The sequence below is a fragment of the Paenibacillus sp. J2R1T-4 genome, from assembly GCF_059692235.1.
This window is the reverse complement of record NZ_JCAUBA010000018.1, coordinates 15,226-32,718: the sequence shown is the minus strand read 5'-3', so window position 1 is coordinate 32,718 and position 17,493 is coordinate 15,226. Positions and strand designations below refer to the sequence as shown.

Annotated in this window: 20 protein-coding genes and 1 riboswitch; of the genes, 1 reads left to right on the top strand and 19 read right to left on the bottom strand. The window is 48.2% G+C overall.

Annotated elements, in window-relative coordinates:
* Positions 1–77 precede the first annotated feature (77 nt).
* The 14 genes from atpD to rpiB all read right to left on the bottom strand — a co-directional run bounded on the left by atpD (position 78) and on the right by rpiB (position 11,446).
* Complete coding sequence (gene atpD, locus AC58QD_RS24625) at positions 78–1,487, bottom strand: F0F1 ATP synthase subunit beta (RefSeq protein ID WP_497337668.1); 1,410 nt, start codon at positions 1,485–1,487, stop codon at positions 78–80.
* Positions 1,488–1,537: 50 nt separating this feature from the next.
* Positions 1,538–2,401 (bottom strand): ATP synthase F1 subunit gamma, encoded by an 864-nt coding sequence (atpG, locus tag AC58QD_RS24620; RefSeq protein WP_497337667.1) that lies wholly within the window; start codon positions 2,399–2,401, stop codon positions 1,538–1,540.
* Positions 2,402–2,512: 111 nt separating this feature from the next.
* Positions 2,513–4,027 (bottom strand): F0F1 ATP synthase subunit alpha, encoded by a 1,515-nt coding sequence (gene atpA, locus AC58QD_RS24615; RefSeq protein WP_497337666.1) that lies wholly within the window; start codon positions 4,025–4,027, stop codon positions 2,513–2,515.
* Positions 4,028–4,103: 76 nt separating this feature from the next.
* On the bottom strand, positions 4,104–4,646 hold the full coding sequence (locus AC58QD_RS24610) for a F0F1 ATP synthase subunit delta (protein WP_497337665.1): 543 nt from the start codon (positions 4,644–4,646) through the stop codon (positions 4,104–4,106).
* Entirely contained in the window at positions 4,643–5,128 is a 486-nt protein-coding gene (gene atpF / locus AC58QD_RS24605; protein ID WP_497337664.1) for a F0F1 ATP synthase subunit B, read from the bottom strand. The genes AC58QD_RS24610 and atpF overlap by 4 nt, the downstream gene beginning before the upstream one ends.
* A gap of 81 nt (positions 5,129–5,209) precedes the next feature.
* The gene (gene atpE / locus AC58QD_RS24600) at positions 5,210–5,425 is read right to left on the bottom strand and encodes a F0F1 ATP synthase subunit C (protein WP_497337663.1); all 216 of its coding nucleotides are present in this window, start codon (positions 5,423–5,425) and stop codon (positions 5,210–5,212) included.
* A gap of 85 nt (positions 5,426–5,510) precedes the next feature.
* Positions 5,511–6,293, bottom strand: a complete 783-nt coding sequence (atpB, locus tag AC58QD_RS24595) for a F0F1 ATP synthase subunit A (protein ID WP_497337662.1) — start codon at positions 6,291–6,293, stop codon at positions 5,511–5,513.
* 35 nt (positions 6,294–6,328) lie between these two features.
* Entirely contained in the window at positions 6,329–6,706 is a 378-nt protein-coding gene (locus AC58QD_RS24590) for an ATP synthase subunit I (RefSeq protein WP_497337661.1), read from the bottom strand.
* Positions 6,699–6,938 carry an AtpZ/AtpI family protein gene (locus tag AC58QD_RS24585; protein WP_497337660.1) on the bottom strand — a complete coding sequence of 80 codons (240 nt, stop codon included), beginning with the start codon at positions 6,936–6,938 and terminating at the stop codon, positions 6,699–6,701. Before AC58QD_RS24585 ends, AC58QD_RS24590 begins: the two co-directional genes overlap by 8 nt.
* Positions 6,939–7,170: 232 nt before the next feature.
* Entirely contained in the window at positions 7,171–8,313 is a 1,143-nt protein-coding gene (gene wecB, locus AC58QD_RS24580) for a non-hydrolyzing UDP-N-acetylglucosamine 2-epimerase (protein WP_497337659.1), read from the bottom strand.
* Positions 8,314–8,352: 39 nt separating this feature from the next.
* Complete coding sequence (upp, locus tag AC58QD_RS24575) at positions 8,353–8,982, bottom strand: uracil phosphoribosyltransferase (protein WP_497337658.1); 630 nt, start codon at positions 8,980–8,982, stop codon at positions 8,353–8,355.
* A gap of 183 nt (positions 8,983–9,165) precedes the next feature.
* Complete coding sequence (glyA, locus tag AC58QD_RS24570; protein WP_497337657.1) at positions 9,166–10,413, bottom strand: serine hydroxymethyltransferase; 1,248 nt, start codon at positions 10,411–10,413, stop codon at positions 9,166–9,168.
* 38 nt (positions 10,414–10,451) lie between these two features.
* Positions 10,452–11,000 carry a TIGR01440 family protein gene (locus AC58QD_RS24565; protein ID WP_497337656.1) on the bottom strand — a complete coding sequence of 183 codons (549 nt, stop codon included), beginning with the start codon at positions 10,998–11,000 and terminating at the stop codon, positions 10,452–10,454.
* Positions 10,997–11,446 (bottom strand): ribose 5-phosphate isomerase B, encoded by a 450-nt coding sequence (rpiB, locus tag AC58QD_RS24560; RefSeq protein WP_497337655.1) that lies wholly within the window; start codon positions 11,444–11,446, stop codon positions 10,997–10,999. Before rpiB ends, AC58QD_RS24565 begins: the two co-directional genes overlap by 4 nt.
* 127 nt (positions 11,447–11,573) lie before the next feature.
* Positions 11,574–11,654, bottom strand: a riboswitch (ZMP/ZTP riboswitch).
* Positions 11,655–11,831: 177 nt separating this feature from the next.
* On the opposite strand from rpiB, the gene AC58QD_RS24555 reads away from it, so the two are divergent.
* Positions 11,832–13,103: a neutral/alkaline non-lysosomal ceramidase N-terminal domain-containing protein gene (locus tag AC58QD_RS24555; RefSeq protein ID WP_497337654.1), complete on the top strand. Its 1,272-nt coding sequence runs from the start codon at positions 11,832–11,834 to the stop codon at positions 13,101–13,103.
* 97 nt (positions 13,104–13,200) lie between these two features.
* On the opposite strand, the gene AC58QD_RS24550 is transcribed toward AC58QD_RS24555, so the two are convergent.
* From AC58QD_RS24550 to prmC, 5 genes are all read right to left on the bottom strand, one after another.
* A complete protein-coding gene (locus AC58QD_RS24550; RefSeq protein ID WP_497337653.1) occupies positions 13,201–13,788 on the bottom strand; it encodes a low molecular weight protein arginine phosphatase in 588 nt (195 codons plus the stop codon).
* 13 nt (positions 13,789–13,801) lie between these two features.
* The gene (locus tag AC58QD_RS24545; protein ID WP_497337652.1) at positions 13,802–14,368 is read right to left on the bottom strand and encodes a manganese efflux pump MntP; all 567 of its coding nucleotides are present in this window, start codon (positions 14,366–14,368) and stop codon (positions 13,802–13,804) included.
* An 87-nt stretch (positions 14,369–14,455) separates the two neighbouring features.
* Positions 14,456–15,571 carry an L-threonylcarbamoyladenylate synthase gene (locus tag AC58QD_RS24540; RefSeq protein WP_497337770.1) on the bottom strand — a complete coding sequence of 372 codons (1,116 nt, stop codon included), beginning with the start codon at positions 15,569–15,571 and terminating at the stop codon, positions 14,456–14,458.
* Between the two features lie 80 nt (positions 15,572–15,651).
* Positions 15,652–16,458, bottom strand: a complete 807-nt coding sequence (spoIIR, locus tag AC58QD_RS24535; protein WP_497337651.1) for a stage II sporulation protein R — start codon at positions 16,456–16,458, stop codon at positions 15,652–15,654.
* 136 nt (positions 16,459–16,594) lie between these two features.
* Entirely contained in the window at positions 16,595–17,491 is an 897-nt protein-coding gene (prmC, locus tag AC58QD_RS24530; protein WP_497337650.1) for a peptide chain release factor N(5)-glutamine methyltransferase, read from the bottom strand.
* Between the last annotated feature and the right edge of the window lie 2 nt (positions 17,492–17,493).

Below are 17,493 nucleotides of genomic sequence, written 5' to 3'. Positions count from 1 at the left end.
AGCTTCATCGTAAGCCTACACGGATCTTGCCGGTCAAAAAGTCTATGTCTAAACGTCCTTGACCGGCACAGTTCCTATTACTTCATGCTTTTAGCTTTTTCAACCGCTTCTTCGATCGCACCTACGAACAAGAAAGCTGCTTCAGGCAAATCATCATGTTTGCCTTCCAAGATTTCCTTGAAGGAACGAACGGTTTCTTTAACTGGAACGTATTGTCCTGGGAACCCGTTGAATTGCTCAGCAACGTGGAACGCTTGGGACAAGTAACGTTGAATTTTACGGGCACGGCTAACGATAATTTTATCGTCATCCGACAATTCGTCCATACCAAGAATCGCGATAATATCTTGCAATTCCTTGTAACGCTGCAAAATCCGTTTAACGCCTTGAGCAACGTTATAGTGCTCTTCCCCTACGATGTCCGGTTGCAGCAAGCGTGAGCTTGAAGCCAACGGGTCAACCGCAGGATAGATCCCCATCTCGGAAATTTTACGCTCTAGGTTAGTAGTAGCGTCCAAGTGAGCAAACGTTGTTGCTGGAGCTGGATCCGTGTAGTCATCCGCAGGAACATAAATCGCTTGAATGGATGTAACAGAACCCTTCTTGGTGGAGGTAATACGTTCTTGCAGACCACCCATTTCCGTAGCAAGCGTTGGTTGGTAACCAACCGCCGATGGCATACGGCCCAACAAGGCCGAAACCTCGGAACCGGCTTGTGTAAAGCGGAAGATGTTATCTACGAACAAGAGAACGTCTTTACCTTCTGTATCACGGAAGTACTCAGCCATTGTAAGACCAGTCAAGGCAACGCGAGCACGCGCTCCAGGAGGCTCGTTCATTTGACCGAACACCATTGCCGTCTTGCTGATAACGCCTGAATCTTTCATCTCGTGGTACAAGTCATTTCCTTCACGAGTTCTCTCACCAACACCTGCGAATACGGAGATCCCGCCGTGCTCTTGTGCAATGTTGTTGATCAACTCTTGAATCAATACGGTTTTACCTACACCCGCACCGCCGAAGAGTCCGATTTTACCACCCTTTGCGTATGGCGCTAGCAAGTCTACAACCTTGATCCCTGTTTCAAGTATTTCCGCTTGAACAGATAATTCATCGAATGCAGGAGCTTGTCTGTGGATTGGGTTCACCGTTTCGGATACTACCTCACCAGCGTTATCAATGGGTTGACCCAATACGTTAAATACGCGGCCAAGTGTTGCTGCGCCTACTGGAACGCTGATTGGAACGCCAGTATCAACCGCTTCTGTGCCTCGCACCAAACCATCCGTAGACGACATAGCAATACAACGCGCTACGTTATCGCCTAAGTGAGTGGCTACTTCAACAGTAAGGTTGATTGTAGGCTCGCTTGGACCTTCCGATTGTTTCTCGATTTTGACCGCATTAAAAATTTTCGGCAGGTTACCTTTTTCGAATTCGATATCGACAACAGGTCCCGTTACCTGCAACACGCGTCCTTTATTCATCTTGTTTCCTCCTACAACTTTTTGAAGAAAAGTTATTTCGAAAGCATGCTTTACGACTGAGCACTCGCTCCAGCCACAATCTCCGAAATTTCCTGCGTAATGGAAGCTTGGCGTGCACGGTTATAAACTAAAGTCAACCGTGATACCATTTCATTCGCGTTTTTGGTAGCATTCCCCATAGCTGTCATTCTGGCGCCGAATTCACTCGCCTTACCTTCCAGTAAAGCACTGAATATTAAAGTTTCTGCATATTTCGGCAGCAAAACATCCAGTACTTCTTCCGGGGATGGCTCGTACTCATAGTTAGCACCAGTCGCAGCTGAGCTTCCTTCTACTTCCAACGGTAAAAGTCTATTTAAGACAGGTTCTTGAGATATGGCATTGTGGAATTTGTTATAGACGATATACAACTGATCGTAAACACCTAAAGTGTAGTTAGTAACCGCTCTGGAAGCGAGCTCTTTAATATCCGAAAACTTAGGTGCATCCGATAAACCAGTTACCTCATCTAGCACAGGCATATTGCGTTTCTTAAAAAAATCCCGACCTCTACGCCCTACCACCATAATCTCATACTCATTGCTTGATTTATGGTTTTCGCGAATGGTCAACACTAATTTACGCAATAGATTGGAGTTGTACCCTCCAGCCAGACCCCGATCCGATGTAATAACGAGGTAGCCGGTTTTCTTAATCTCACGAGAGACAAGAATAGGATTCTTAATCCCCTTGGTGCCTGAAGCAATGCTGCTTACAACCTCTTGAATCTTCTCAGCATATGGACGAGCTGCTGTTGCAGCTTCCTGGGAGCGTCTTAATTTAGCTGCCGCTACCATTTCCATTGCCTTAGTAATTTGCTTCGTATTTTGAACGCTCTTAATTTGGCGTTTAATATCGCGCATTCCTTTTGCCATGCATTTCACCTCCGAACTTTCCCGATAGGAAAGTTAACTTCGTAAGCAGTACGCAAGCTTGCAAGAAGCGGATGCTTAAGTAACATCCGCCTATACAAACCGTTTTATCGGTTAAGCTGATGGAGCAAATCCCTTTTTGAACTTGCCGATCGCTTCCACCAACGCTTTTTCATTATCTGGCTGTAGATCTTTGGTATCCCGGATCGAAGCATATACCTGCGGATAATTAGCATCCACGAAAGCAAGGAACTCGCGGTCAAAACGCAGAACGTCTTGAACTGGAATGTCATCCAAATGTCCTCTAACTACCGTATAAATACTTAGTACTTGCTTCTCAACCGGCAAAGGTTGGTTGTTCGGTTGCTTCAGAATTTCAAGCGTACGCTCACCGCGACTCAGACGAGCTTGTGTGCTCTTATCCAAGTCAGAACCGAATTGTGCAAATGCGGCTAACTCACGGTATTGAGCCAAGTCCAGCTTCAAAGATCCAGCAACCTTCTTCATTGCTTTGATTTGTGCGGAACCCCCTACACGGGATACGGAAATACCAACGTTGATCGCTGGGCGTTGTCCGGAGTTGAACAAGTCAGATTCCAAGAAAATCTGTCCGTCCGTGATCGAAATCACGTTCGTAGGAATATAAGCGGATACGTCGGAAGCTTGAGTCTCAATGAACGGCAATGCAGTCAAAGAACCGCCACCCAGTTCATCGTTCAGCTTCGCAGCGCGCTCAAGCAAACGGGAGTGCAAGTAGAAAACGTCACCCGGATAAGCTTCGCGTCCTGGAGGACGTCTTAGCAGCAAGGACAACTCACGGTATGCAGCAGCTTGCTTCGACAAGTCATCATAAATGATCAACGCATGTTGACCCTTGAACATGAAGTATTCACCCATTGCTGCGCCAGCATAAGGAGCCAGGAACAACAAAGGAGACGGCTCGGAAGCACCTGCAGTTACTACAATGGTATACTCCATTGCGCCTTGACGACGTAATGTTTCTACTACGTTCGCAACTGTAGACTGCTTTTGTCCGATGGCAACATAGATACAGATTACTCCGTTGCCTTTTTGGTTAATGATGGTGTCAAGCGCAATCGATGTTTTACCTGTTTGACGGTCACCGATAATAAGCTCACGTTGACCACGGCCAATCGGCACCATGGCATCGATCGCTTTGATACCTGTTTGCATAGGCTCATGAACCGATTTACGATCGATAACACCTGGTGCATTACTTTCTACTGGTCGGAACGAAGTTGTGTTAATTGGACCTTTGCCGTCAACTGGAAGTCCTAGAGCATTTACTACACGGCCCAACAAAGCTTCGCCTACCGGAACTTCCATGATTCTGCCTGTACGTTTAACTTGGTCGCCTTCACGAATGTCCGTGTAAGGTCCCAAGATAACAATACCGACATTATCTTCTTCAAGGTTAAGAGCCATACCTACTACGCCATTTGCGAATTCAAGCAACTCGCCCGCCATAACGTTCTCCAGGCCGTGAGCACGAGCGATCCCGTCGCCTACTTGAATTACAGTACCTACATCAACGACTTGAATGTCGGACTTGAACTGTTCGATTTGCTTTTTAATCAGAGTGCTGATTTCTTCAGGTCTGATACTCAACGAAATTCACCCCTAACTTAGTCCTTATACAACATGCATTTCTACAAATATAGCCTATTACTTACATAGTGAACGCTTAAGCTTGCTTCAAAGCTTTCTCCAAACGTTGAAGCTTACCGGATAAGCTGCCATCATAGAGTCGATCACCTATGCGGACTTGGATTCCTCCGAGCAGGCTGGCGTCAACCACATTTGAAACGCGGATTCGTTTGCCTGTCAATTGACCAAACCGATTAGTGATCTGTTGCGATTCTGCTTCTGTCAGCGGGTATGCGCTGTACACGGTAGCGTTAGCTTGACCCAATGACTCATTCGCAACCTTTACATAACTATCTACAAGATCCTCAAGTACGGATTCTCTTCTTCTTTCCACGAGCAGCTGCATAGTGTTAAGCACCGCTGCTGACACTTTACCCTCAAATGCTTCCTTTAGAAGCTGCATCTTGACGTCGGTGGAGATGTTCGGATGTTCAAGCAGTTTCCCGTAGTCGGCGTTCTCACGAATCACTTGCAGGATTCCCTTGAGCTCTTCCTCCACCTGCGCTACGCTGCCTTGGCCTAAGGCGACTTCAAATAGCGCCTTCGCGTAACGTTTGGCTACGATCGTTTCCCTGCTCATACATTGCCCCCTACCTCTTTCAGGTATTGGTCAATCAGTTCTTGCTGGGACTTCTCATCTACTTGCTTATCAATAATCTTGGAAGCAATCATAACGGACATAGCGCTAACTTGACTGCGCAGTGCTGCGATCGCTTTGTTCTTTTCGTTCTCAATGTCGTTCAAAGCCTCATTCTTGATACGGGAAGCTTCTTCTCTAGCTTGAGCAAGAATATCGTCAGCCTGACGAGTACTCGTTACTTTAGCTTGTTCGATCAAATCATAAGCATCCTTGCGAGCCGCTTGGATGGCTTGTTTCTGTTCATTCACCAGACGCTCGGATTCAGCGCGGTTCTTCTCAGCTGTTGATATTTGTTCATGAATTAGCGCTTGACGCTTCTCCATCATCCCGAATAAGGGACCAAACGCAAACTTCTTAAGCAGCCACATTAAGACCAAGAAAGCTGCGATTGAATATACAAACGATGTCCATAAAAAAGTCAACTCGGGTCACTCCCTTCTGAGCGGTGTTGTGGCGGCAAAATGAAGGCGCGGAAGCCGCAACCTTCCCCGCCACGTCCTGTATTAAAGTACGAAAGTGTAAAGCAATGCAAATACGAGGGAGATAACTGGCAATGCTTCTACTAGACCAATACCGATAAACATAGTTGTTTGCAAAGTACCGCGAAGCTCAGGTTGACGGGAAATACCTTCAAGTGCGCGACCTACGATCAAACCGTTACCAATACCTGCGCCCAATGCGCCAAGACCAATTGCAATTGCTGCTGCAAGAAATTCCATTTTAATGTTCCTCCTCAAATAGGTTACCAATTTTTTTGTTGCTATATGAACGTACCGCTCTTAGCGGTAGGCCTAAAGCCATTACTTAATGATGGTGCTCTTCGTGCTTGAGATTCTGGGAAATGTACACCATAGTCAGGATTGTAAAGACGAACGCCTGAATGGCCCCGACAAACATACTGAATCCTTGCCATACAATCAGCGGTAGAATTCCGGCAACGCCTGCCATGAGGATAACCGTGATTAATACCTCACCCGCATAAATGTTACCGAATAGACGCAAGCCGAGCGTAAGAAGCTTGGAAACTTCCTTGATAACCGCTAGCGGGAAAAACGCCCAGTGCGGCTCAATATAGTGATGCAAGTATTGCTTGGTGTTCTTGATTAATCCTAAGTAGTGAGTCAGCACGATAATCATGAGCGCGAGACCCATTGTCACTGAAGCGTCAGCAGTAGGTGATTTCCACCAGACGAGGCCAACACCGTGATCGCCCTTATCGTGAGCGTCATTAAGATTAGCTTGTGTAACTACTTCTTGTCCCAGGAAGGAGAAGGTGCTCTCGTGCTCCGTGATAATCGGGAACGGAAGGCCTAACATATTCCCAACGAAGATGAACATGATCAGGGTAATGCCAAGCATAAGAAATGCTTGTCCTTTTTTCACATCCATAGTGCTGCCGATCAGACCTTGAACGAATTCTACAATCCACTCTATAAAGTTTTGCATCTTGCCTGGTTTAGTTACAGAAAGCTTACGCGTTCCAAGGATGGCAAGAATGAAGACGATGAGACAAGTGAGCGTGACCATGAAGAGCGTAGTCAAGTCAAATTTAATCCCACCCAATGTTACAATAACCGAATGATGCATGCAGTAATTTTCACCCCTTTCCGCAGAAATATGACTTACTTCCTCCTGACATTAGAAACAATACCCAGTAGGAGTGTTGCCAATTGCACGATAAATAATCCTGCAAGAGTTGTGGACAATGCGATTTGTTCCGGGTTCTTCGCCGCTACCACGATAGCAAGCAAAGAAGTGGAAGCCCTTGTAATGAAGCCGAGATTCACCTTGCGATTCGTCTTCTCCACTACAGCCTTTGTCAATTGGCGGAGTTTCAATGCCAGGTACTGGGCATTCATCCAACTGACAGCCGACCCCACAATGAGGCCCATGGAATAATCCCTATAATCAGGTAGAACTACCCAAGAGAAGAAACAAAAGGACAACCAAAACAGGGTAAACTTTTGTACCGCTTTCAGATGGGCCGTGAAGTCATCCATTCGAATCAGAGCCCTCCGTGTAAAATCTAAGTAAGTAATAGATGCCAGCTACTCCGACAAGAAAGCCTGCCATAATGCCGACGACAATCCATATGGTCTGCCCGCCTTGCAAATCGCTTAAATAACGGCCGCCAAAAAAACCGACCAGCATGCAAACGACCAGTTCCACGCCAATAGCGCTAACCAGCCCGACAGCTTTCCATGGATTATCTTGTGAACGGGGCTTACTCAATGTCCCTGCCTCCTCCGATGGAAATATATCGTTTCCCCAAGATGAGAGACCTCACAATCCTCACTTATTGTATCGAAGCGGGACAATGTTTGTCAATTCTAATAAATTCAAACATTATGTGAACGGTTTGCCTAACTTTCCTTGTGGCACAACGCCTCTCGGGATTTTGGAAGCAAACAGCGTACAGTAGAACTGTTTGGTTTATCGACAGGAGTTAACATTCTTTTCACAACTAGGTTGTGAACGGCTCCGGTTTCTCGTTAATCCGGCCAAAGTGGTGCAAGATGCCTTGTACAATTCGTCCTGATGCTTGCCCATCTCCGTAGGGGTTGGTGGCTTTACTCATACGAGTATACGCTGCTTCATCAGTAAGAAGTGCCTTGGCTCGGTTGTAGATCAGTTCTTCATCCGTACCCACAAGCTCTAACGTTCCGGCGCCTACCCCTTCCGGGCGTTCCGTTGTATCTCGAAGCACTAATACCGGGATCCCGAACGATGGGGCCTCCTCCTGAATACCTCCAGAATCCGTCAGGATCAAGTGAGTGCGCGGGAAGAAGTTGTACATTTCTACTAAATCAAGCGGTTCTACGAGCTTAATTCTTGGGTGACCGCCTAACATCTCATGGGCTGGACCTTTGACTGCAGGGCTTGGATGAACCGGGTATACAATGGCGACATCTTCGAATTCTTCCGCTAACCGTTTGACTGCTCGGAAAATATTCTGATGAGGTTCTCCCTGATTCTCACGTCTATGCGCAGTCATAAGAATCAGACGTCTATCACCGACCCAGTCCAGCACAGGATGAGAGTAACCTTCCGATACTGTATATTGGGCTACATCCGTCACCGTATTGCCTGTTATGTAAATGGCAGCATCCGACTTGTTCTCTCTTCTAAGATTACCAGCGGACCAGTCTGTAGGCGCAAAATGAAGATCAGCGAGCACACCGGTTAATTGTCTGTTCATCTCTTCGGGATACGGAGAATATTTATTCCACGTGCGCAGTCCAGCCTCTACGTGGCCAACTGCTATTTGTTGAAGAAAAGCAGCGTAGCTGGCAACAAACGAGGTTAATGTGTCCCCATGCACCAGAATGAGGTCTGGTTTGGCCTCTATAAAGACCGGCTCCAAGCCCTGCAGCACACGAATGGTGACTTCGTTTAACGTTTGGCCTGGTTTCATTACATCGAGATCGAAATCGGGCTTAATCTTAAAAATGTCCAAAACCTGATCCAGCATCTCGCGGTGTTGAGCGGTCACACAGACCAGTGACTCTATATGCTCAGTATGTTTCTCCAATTCGAGAATGAGCGGAGCCATCTTGACGGCTTCTGGTCTTGTCCCGAATATAGTCATGATTTTAAGGCGTTTCATTATCCAATTCTCCTTTTCCCATGAGCTTCCAACTTTTATTTATTTGGTACCAAAAAGCCTGTCTCCAGCATCGCCCAGTCCTGGAACGATATAACCGTGATCATCCAAGTAATCATCAATAGCCGCGACATAAATATCCACATCGGGATGTGCTTGCTGAACAGCTTCAATCCCTTCAGGTGCTGCAATTAAACACATCAGTTTAATCTGATTGCATTGCCGGCCCTTCAAGGCATCGATGGCTGCTATAGCAGAGCCGCCAGTAGCGAGCATCGGATCTATCACGATCAGCTCACGCTCTTCCACATCAATAGGAAGCTTGACGTAATATTCAACAGGCTGTAAGGTTTCTGGATCCCGATACAATCCAACATGGCCGACCTTGGCAGCAGGAATCAGCTTCAAGATTCCATCCACCATACCGAGTCCCGCGCGCAGAATAGGAATCAAACCCAGCATGCGTCCGGAGATGATGCGGCACTCCGCCACACTTACTGGTGTTTTTACTTTCACAAGCTCTAAAGGAATATTTCTAGTTATTTCGTAGGCCATCAATGTAGCCACTTCATCCACTAACTCACGGAAATCTTTGGTGGTCGTGTTCTCATCTCGTATGTATGTGAGCTTGTGTTGAATTAAGGGATGGTCACATACGTAAACTTTACTCATGGGGAATCCTCCTACAGCTTTACCGAGGTAACGTTTCTTCGTAAGCATAGACTTTAACTACGTTGAAGGCAAATACCGTCCTATTATAGCATTGTATTTTATGCGTTGCACGATACATTTACACGACAACCTTTTATCAAAAAAAGAGGGTCAGCGTTAGCTGCCCTCTAGTGCTGCAAAAACTTAATACCCAAGGTTCTCGTACATAGGGAATCGGCTAGTCAATTGTTTCACCAAGCCGCGAGCTTCGTTAAGAATAGCCTCATCCTTCGGATTCTTAAGCGTCATGCCAATAATCTTGGCAATTTGCTTCATAGCCTCCGCATCAAAACCGCGGCTTGTCGCTGCAGGGGTACCAATGCGGATTCCGCTTGTTACGAACGGGCTTGTTGGATCGAATGGAATGGCATTCTTGTTCACCGTGACGCCTATTTCATCAAGTACATGCTCCGCATCTTTACCGCTGATGTTGATGTTGCGGAGGTCGACCATCATCAGGTGATTGTCCGTGCCGCCGGATACAACATTCAACCCTTCCGCTGCCAACGCTTCTGCAAGCACTTGCGCATTGCTTATTACATTGCGGCTGTAAGTCGCAAATTCAGGTTGAAGCGCCTCACCGAAAGCGACAGCCTTCGCGGCGATCACATGCATTAGAGGTCCGCCCTGTGTTCCAGGGAATACGGCTTTATCGATCGCTTGCGCCCAGGATTTGCGGCATAGAATCATACCTCCGCGAGGGCCGCGAAGCGTCTTGTGTGTAGTTGTAGTAACAAAATGAGCATGAGGAACCGGGCTTGGATGAAGACCAGAAGCTACCAATCCAGCGATATGCGCCATGTCAACCATGAATAACGCGCCAACATCATTTGCAATTTGGCCAAGCGTTGCAAAATCAATAATACGCGGATACGCACTTGCGCCCGCTACGATCATTCTTGGCTTGTGCTTGAATGCAAGCTTGCGGACTTCATCATAATCAATGCGGAAATCCTTCTCGTTAACACCGTAAGCCACGAAGTTGTATAGCAATCCTGATGCATTGACCGGACTTCCGTGTGTCAAGTGACCACCGTGAGCCAAGTTCATACCCAGAACCGTATCTCCCGGATTAAGAGCGGCCAAATATACGGCTAAATTCGCTTGCGCGCCGGAGTGAGGCTGTACGTTCGCATGCTCTGCACCGAATAGCTCTTTTGCACGATCACGAGCAATGGTCTCTACGATGTCTACATATTCACAGCCGCCATAATAACGTTTTCCCGGGTAGCCTTCCGCATATTTATTCGTCAATACAGTGCCCATGGCCTCCATGACAGCTTCGCTAACAAAGTTCTCAGAGGCAATAAGCTCGATTTTATCTTGCTGGCGGCCTCTCTCCAGTTGAATCGCTTCTAGAATTTTCGGATCCGATTTGCGTAAATTTTCCATTTCAATAATTCCTCCCACAGTATGATGAATGTGTATAATTAAACTTCTTGTTCGACTATATATACAGCTCGCACTCCACCGATCAATCTCGGCCGGGTATAAGCCATCGTAACATGCGCCTGTCCGATTGTACGGATCGAGGGTCGGACTGGAACGGCTACACGACGGAGATGCATCCCGATGAACGTGTCCCCGATATCAAGACCTGCATGCGCTTGAATCGATTCGACCAAACATGGATTAGACAAATGGCGAAAAGCATAAGCAGCCATGGATCCTCCCGCTTGTCTAACCGGCACGGCCGACACTTCCTCAAGCGTAGGGTGCAAGTGAAACAGATCACGCTCAATCACTAGTGCGCGATTCAGATGCTCGCAGCATTGATAGGCGGGCTGGAACCCAACCTCTTGACGGACGTTCTCGACAGCGTGGAAAATCGCCTGCGCCACATCTTCCGTTCCTGCTGTTCCAATATGCTGGCCCACGACTTCACTTGTGCTGGTGCCTATTACGACTATTTGCCCCAGACCGATACCGCCCGCCTGTACAAGCTCGCGTAATACCTGCTCCACTTGTTGAGTAATCATACCGAACGATCTTCCAAGTTTTTGATTTTCTGGATGCGGTTAATATGGCGGGGTCCTTCAGAGAAAGCTGTGTCCAACCATACTTTTATGATTTCAATAGCAACACCCGGACCGATTACCCGCTCCCCCATAGCCAACACATTGGAGTTATTATGCTCTCTTGTAGCTTTGGCCGAGAATAGATCATGCACGAGTGCGCAACGAATACCTTTTACCTTGTTCGCTGCGATCGACATCCCAATCCCAGTACCGCAAATGAGAATGCCTCGGTCTGCTGTGCCTTCTACGACTTGTTCACATACGGGTAAAGCGTAGTCAGGATAGTCAATGGAATCTGCACAATGGCAACCAAAATCCTCGACTTCATGCCCTTCCTTCTTCAGGAACTCGATCACTTCGTCTTTCAACCGGAAACCAGCGTGGTCTGCTCCAATAGCGATTTTCATAGGACTCGTGTCTCCTTCATGCTTTGCGAGAGCAAAGTTATTTCAACTTAGACTTTATGGTACTAGTATAACCGAAAGGAAGGCTAAGATGAAAAAAAGAGCAAACCGACCGTCCGAAAACGTTCGTTGCTCTTGCCCAGGCGACCGGCCGTATGTCTCGATGCTCCATTGGGGTAATCCCCGCTTGTCGCCAGTTACATCGAGTCCAACATCTTGCTTCCATCATACCGCATTCGTGAATCGGTGTAAAGACATGGACATCATATTCAGCCTTAACCAAAAAGTGCAAAATATGTGATCGATATGACAAAGAATTTGGCACCAGAACCGACTATTATGAATATAGGCTGGGTTCATTCTAGGAAAAGAAAGGATGAGGATACATATGAAATGCGGCATGTTCGAAATCGATATTACTCCGACGCTTGGAAGTACGATTCCCGGTTACTTTGAAGACCGAAAGGCTACAGGTATCAAGGACAGACTGTTTGCGAAAGCATGTGTGATTGAATCGGAAGGAAAAGTTCTGGCGCTGCTCGTTCTGGATAGTTTATTCGTCCATCCTTATGTGACGGATGAAGTTAGAAGAAGAGTCCAAGAGGCTGTAGGTATAGCCGGTGCTGCGATCATGATTGCGGCGACTCATACGCATACAGGGGGCCCCGTATTCACTACCACCTTCCTGTCGGCGGATCAGGGTTATTTGGAGTTTCTCGCAGAGCGTGCCACGGAGGCGATCATCACGGCCTATCATGCACGGCAAGAGGCCCGTATAGGTTGCGGCATTGGGCAAGAGGGGGACATCGCCTTTAACCGACGATTCTGGATGAAGGACGGAAGCTTAAAGACCAATCCGGGTATTTTGAACCCCGAGATCGTAAAGCCTGAGGGCCCTATTGACACCGAACTGTTGGTTGTGCGAATGGATGACGCTGCCGGTAATCCCATTGGAATTATAAGTAATTATACTTGCCATACAGATACCGTTGGAGGAACGGAATTTTGCGCTGACTTCCCAGGTGAGCTAAGTGCTGTGCTTAAGGGGACTTACGGAGATTCCTTAGTCAGTCTGTTCTTTATGGGGGCTAGCGGCAATATTAACCATCTGGATGTAAGTGGTAAAATGAGGAGAAAACCAAATTACTATAAGATGATGGGCCGTATTCTAGCAGGGGAAGTCATTAAGGTGAGAGAAAAAATCTCGACAGAAGAGACTTTAGAGATCGAAACGGATCAGCAATATTTCACAATCGATTACCGCCGCCCTGCAGCTGAAGAAGTATTGGATGCCCGCGACATTATGCAGAGTGATTCAGTAACCAATATAGACAAGGCTTTTGCCGCTGAGCTTCTGAATTCGCTTGATTGTGAGACTCAGGCGGATGTTGAGGTCCAAACATTCAAGCTTGGTCCCGTTGCCCTCGTAGGAGTTCCTGCAGAACTATTCGTTGAATTCGGACTGCAGATCAAAGCCCAATCGCAAGCTCCATTCACAATGGTCAATGAATTATGCAGCGGCCATGTTGTGGGATACATATGTCCCCAAGAGGCTATCAATAATGGGGGCTACGAGCCTCGTATTACGAGTAATAGCAGAATACCTGGAGATACGGGGAATCGAATTGTGGAGCGTGCCGTGTCCATGCTGAATAAGTGAGGGATTAAACAAGTCTTTTAGTGGGAGAGGAAGCGGGTTGCTTCCTCTTTGTTGATGAGTAAACCTAAAAGTGTGGGCACAAATCTGCTATGAAGCATTACAATTGTTTTTGCAGCTTAAGAAGCAGGATCCTGAGAGCTTGTTCAATTTCTAAGGCACAAGCTTCGTAATCCTGTAACGAACCGCCGAACGGATCGGCGATATCCGGATCTGGTAACTGGCGCTCCAGCATGTCCAGCCTGCGTAGATCCTCATTGCTTATTTGTTGAGACAAGACTTGCTTAATCTGCAGCTCGGACTCCAATTCTCCTCGCTCTGCCATTAAACTTAATACACGGGGATCATCTTGAACGTATTCTTTGAGCGTAAATACTTTATCCACCGTGTCCGGAAACTGGCGCATAACCAATTGTTTATGGGATGAGGTCATCGTTAGAATAAGATCGGCCCATTCTATCTTGTCACCTGTCAATAAGTCGGACTGCCCTTTGGCCTTGGCTCCTTTATTCCTCAGGATAGTAGACGAATGTGTTGATATGGGTGACCCCCCGAAAGCAGACACTCCTGCTGAGCGAACTTGCCACGAATGCCCCTCCTGCTCCGCCATTCGCCGGAATAACCCTTCTGCCATCGGACTGCGGCATGTATTACCGGTGCAAACGAATAAAATATGCTGCTCGCGCATGATTCTCTCCCCTTTATATTAGAAATCGGATTCCGAAAGCAATCAGTATAATGCCGCCAAGTGCTTCTCCGTACTGTCCCGCCCATTTGCCAGCATTCCTTCCAACCAGTAAGCCCAGAACGGACATTACACCGCCAAACAGACCGAACAGCAGTACCGTCATAATAATATCTGTGGCAAAAAGACCAAGTGATACCCCAACCGATAAGGAATCGATACTCACACTAAGTGAAAATAAGAGAACCCCCCATATGGAGCGATAATCAATAACGACCGTATCCTTATTGCTGAATGAGGTGTACACCATGTGTACACCTAAAAGAAGGAGCAACCCTCCTCCGGCCAACATAGCTACATCTCCGAGTATCGTGCTTACGTATTGCCCCATGAACATTCCCGTCAATGGCATGATAACATGGAACAAGGCGATTACGAAACTTATTCTAAGAATATGCAAAAACCGTATTCCCTTGAGCCCAATGCCGATCCCCAATGAGAATGCATCCATGCCCAGCGCAACGGCCATCATGAGTATCGTTAATAGCTGCCCTGCGGCAGCAGAAGCGGTAACAACTTGCATGCAATCTCCCCCAAAGGTCCTGTCCTATGTTCCTAAACAACATATGCGGACAAAGGGGGAAACATGTTCGAAAATCTGGCCAAGCTTTTAATGGGATACGGTGACCACTCGCCCTCCGGCTGCCTTCACCATTCGGTTCATCAATGCGGTTCCAATTCCATCGATAGGATAAGCTTCCGCCCATATCGAGGTAATCCCCTGCTCATCGAATTGGCGCAGTGCTGCGTACAAGAGATGCGCTGCTGTTTCCAAATCGTCAGGTCCTCCACAGCCAATAACCAGATCCGCATCGTAGTGAGAAGCTCGTTCTTGCATGGACAGAACACCTGTTCGTTCCCCTCGAATACGCGCTTCGTTTACCTGAGATTGAATCCACTCTCGAACTGGATCTTTTTGTGAAGAAGAAGATAGTTGCGGCGAATAATCCTCCTGCCGCCTGACAACCGTCATTTCACCTCTAGGGGCGTAATGGGTATATTTGATTCCGGGGGATTTCGGAATAGATGTAACAGGATCAGGATCAGGCTCGACACCGTAATCCTCCACGGTGCAATCGGGCACCGCTGCACGCAATTGGTCCGCGGTCACACCGCCTGGCCGGAGCACATGCACGCGATCGCCGACGACCTCGACGACGGTCGACTCGAGCCCTACGCCGGTCGGCCCGCCGTCGACCAGCCCCGCGATGCGCCCGTCCAAGTCCTCGCGGACGTGCGCCGCCAATGTCGGGCTGGGGCGCCCCGAGCGGTTCCCGCTCGGAGCCGCCACGGGGCAGCCCGCCGCCCGAATGAGCGCCTGCGCCACCGGGTGGGCAGGCATCCGCACGGCCACGGTCGCGAGACCGGCCGTGACACGGGGTGACACGGCGCCGGGCCGCGCCGGCAGCACGAGCGTGAGCGGCCCGGGCCAGAACCGGGCCATCAAGCGGCGGGCGGCGTCGCTGACTTCGGCGACGAGCCCGTCCAACTGCTCCCAATCCGCGATGTGCACGATGAGCGGATTGTCGGAGGGGCGGCCTTTGGCCACGAACACGGCCTCTACCGCTGCCGAGTTCGTCGCGTCCGCCCCCAGACCATACACCGTCTCAGTCGGAAACGCTACAATCTCGCCTGCTGCGAGTAGTCTACCCGCTTCCTCTATCTTGTATAAATCTGTAGATTGTCCGGTTATTCCTTCCGGATCAACGGTCCAATATTTCGTCATAGTTCGCGATACATCCTTACTCATCAAGTAATAGCTAATCCCATTAGTATATCGCTTCATGAATAAGCTGTCATCTTGACTTAAGCAAACAAGCTTTTCACCTTCATGGTTATTTTCTTAGTTACTTCCCATAAGAAGAATTTCACTTCCGCTTTAGGAGCGGCGTTACCATCGATTATGGCCCCTGCATCTGCAACGGCTTTCCCGCTTACTACAGTGGCTGTACCTGTTTTCGCTTTACTTGCCGTGTTTGTACTCTCGTTCCCTTTGACTGCAGCCACAGAAGCGGTCTTCACGTTTGGTGTACTTGTTTTTTCCACCGTTTTATTTGCCGTATTCTTCCCATTTGCTGCTGGCACAGGCGCTGCTGCACTTGCTTCCGCTGATTTAGCCTTCACACCTACGAAGCATAGCGGGGGAAACAACACACACCACCAGTTCTGCCCTTCTCCGCTGCCCAAAACAATTCGCAATGCCTCGTACTCCCCTGCAGGATATATTTTATTACCGAATTGTTTCGCAGGAAAAGACACTTGACCTAATTCAACTTTGTATTCCATGGTATACCCATTGTTTACTAGCACCTCTTCAACCAGGCTTGCAAGTGCCGGGATGTTCGCCGCTATAGTAGCACGGGCTTCTTCTAATCCATTGGGATCCATTACCCATGTACTGATTTCTTGAACAACCTCATTCTGCACTTCACGCTTGATCCATTGATCCTGCGGTGAATCGGAGTTAGCCAGAATGCGGATCCGTATAGCATCTTCCGGTATAGAAGAATCCAAGAGTGCAGCTTGAATTCGGTTAGACTCCCAACAAAACATCATCACCATAATTGCGAAAGCTACGAATAAATAAGGACGGAATGATATGCGCTTGACCATAAAAGAAAACCCCTTTCTCTTACCTAGTCCAAGTATGGCCAGGAGGGAAAGGAGTTAAACCTACGAATCTATTATTTTTTCTATGAATCTAGCAACACACTCTCAGCTCTATTCATTCTCTGTAAGAGCGTCTCATTTACCACCGAATCGCTATCACATGCCGCTCTATCCCAGCCAGATCCTGAATGATTCGGATATCCTCCCATAAGCCTTTCTCCCGAAGCATAGCCGCAACATCCTGCGCTTGCCCTTGTCCAACCTCCAGCCCTACTAGACGCGGGGATACTGGCTTAAGCCGGCTAAGCTGCTCGGCTAACCGACGGTAAAGGATTAATCCATCAGGACCTCCATCTAACGCCAGCACTGGCTCGTAGCAGCGCACCTGCACTTCTAGTCCGGCAATCGCGTCCGTCTCAATATAGGGAGGGTTGGACACCACTATATCCGGAGAATTCTGCAGGTGATGCTGACTCCCTTCTTCTTCAGCCAAGAAAGGTTCCAATAAGTCCCCTTGAGAGAATGCGACTCGCTCCGCCACTCCATTGCTTGCTGCATTGCCCCGGGCTACCTCAAGCGCTTCAGCCGACAGATCAACCGCGTGCAGTTGCCACGAAGGACACTGGACAGCCAAGGTCACAGCGATCGCACCGCTGCCTGTGCCAATATCGGCCGCGACTACCGGCGTCCCAACAGGCCATATCTGCCTGCCGATCTGTACGATCTGCTCTACAAGCAGCTCGGTCTCCGGCCGCGGAATAAGTACAGATCGTTCCACGTGGAACGTAAGCCCATAGAATTCCTGCTCACCCATTATATATTGTACGGGCTCTCCATCGGCTTTTCGTTGCAAGTATGCATTCCATTTGTCTCTTTTGTCCTCTGGAAAAGTATCCGACCAGCTGAGGAATAACTCGGTACGACTCAAGCCTAGCGTGTGGCCGAGTAACAGCTCTGCCACGAGAGCATGATCCGTCACAGCCTGCTGCTGCAAAAAAGAAGAAGCCTCCAAGTAGGCTTCACGTATGGTGGACATAA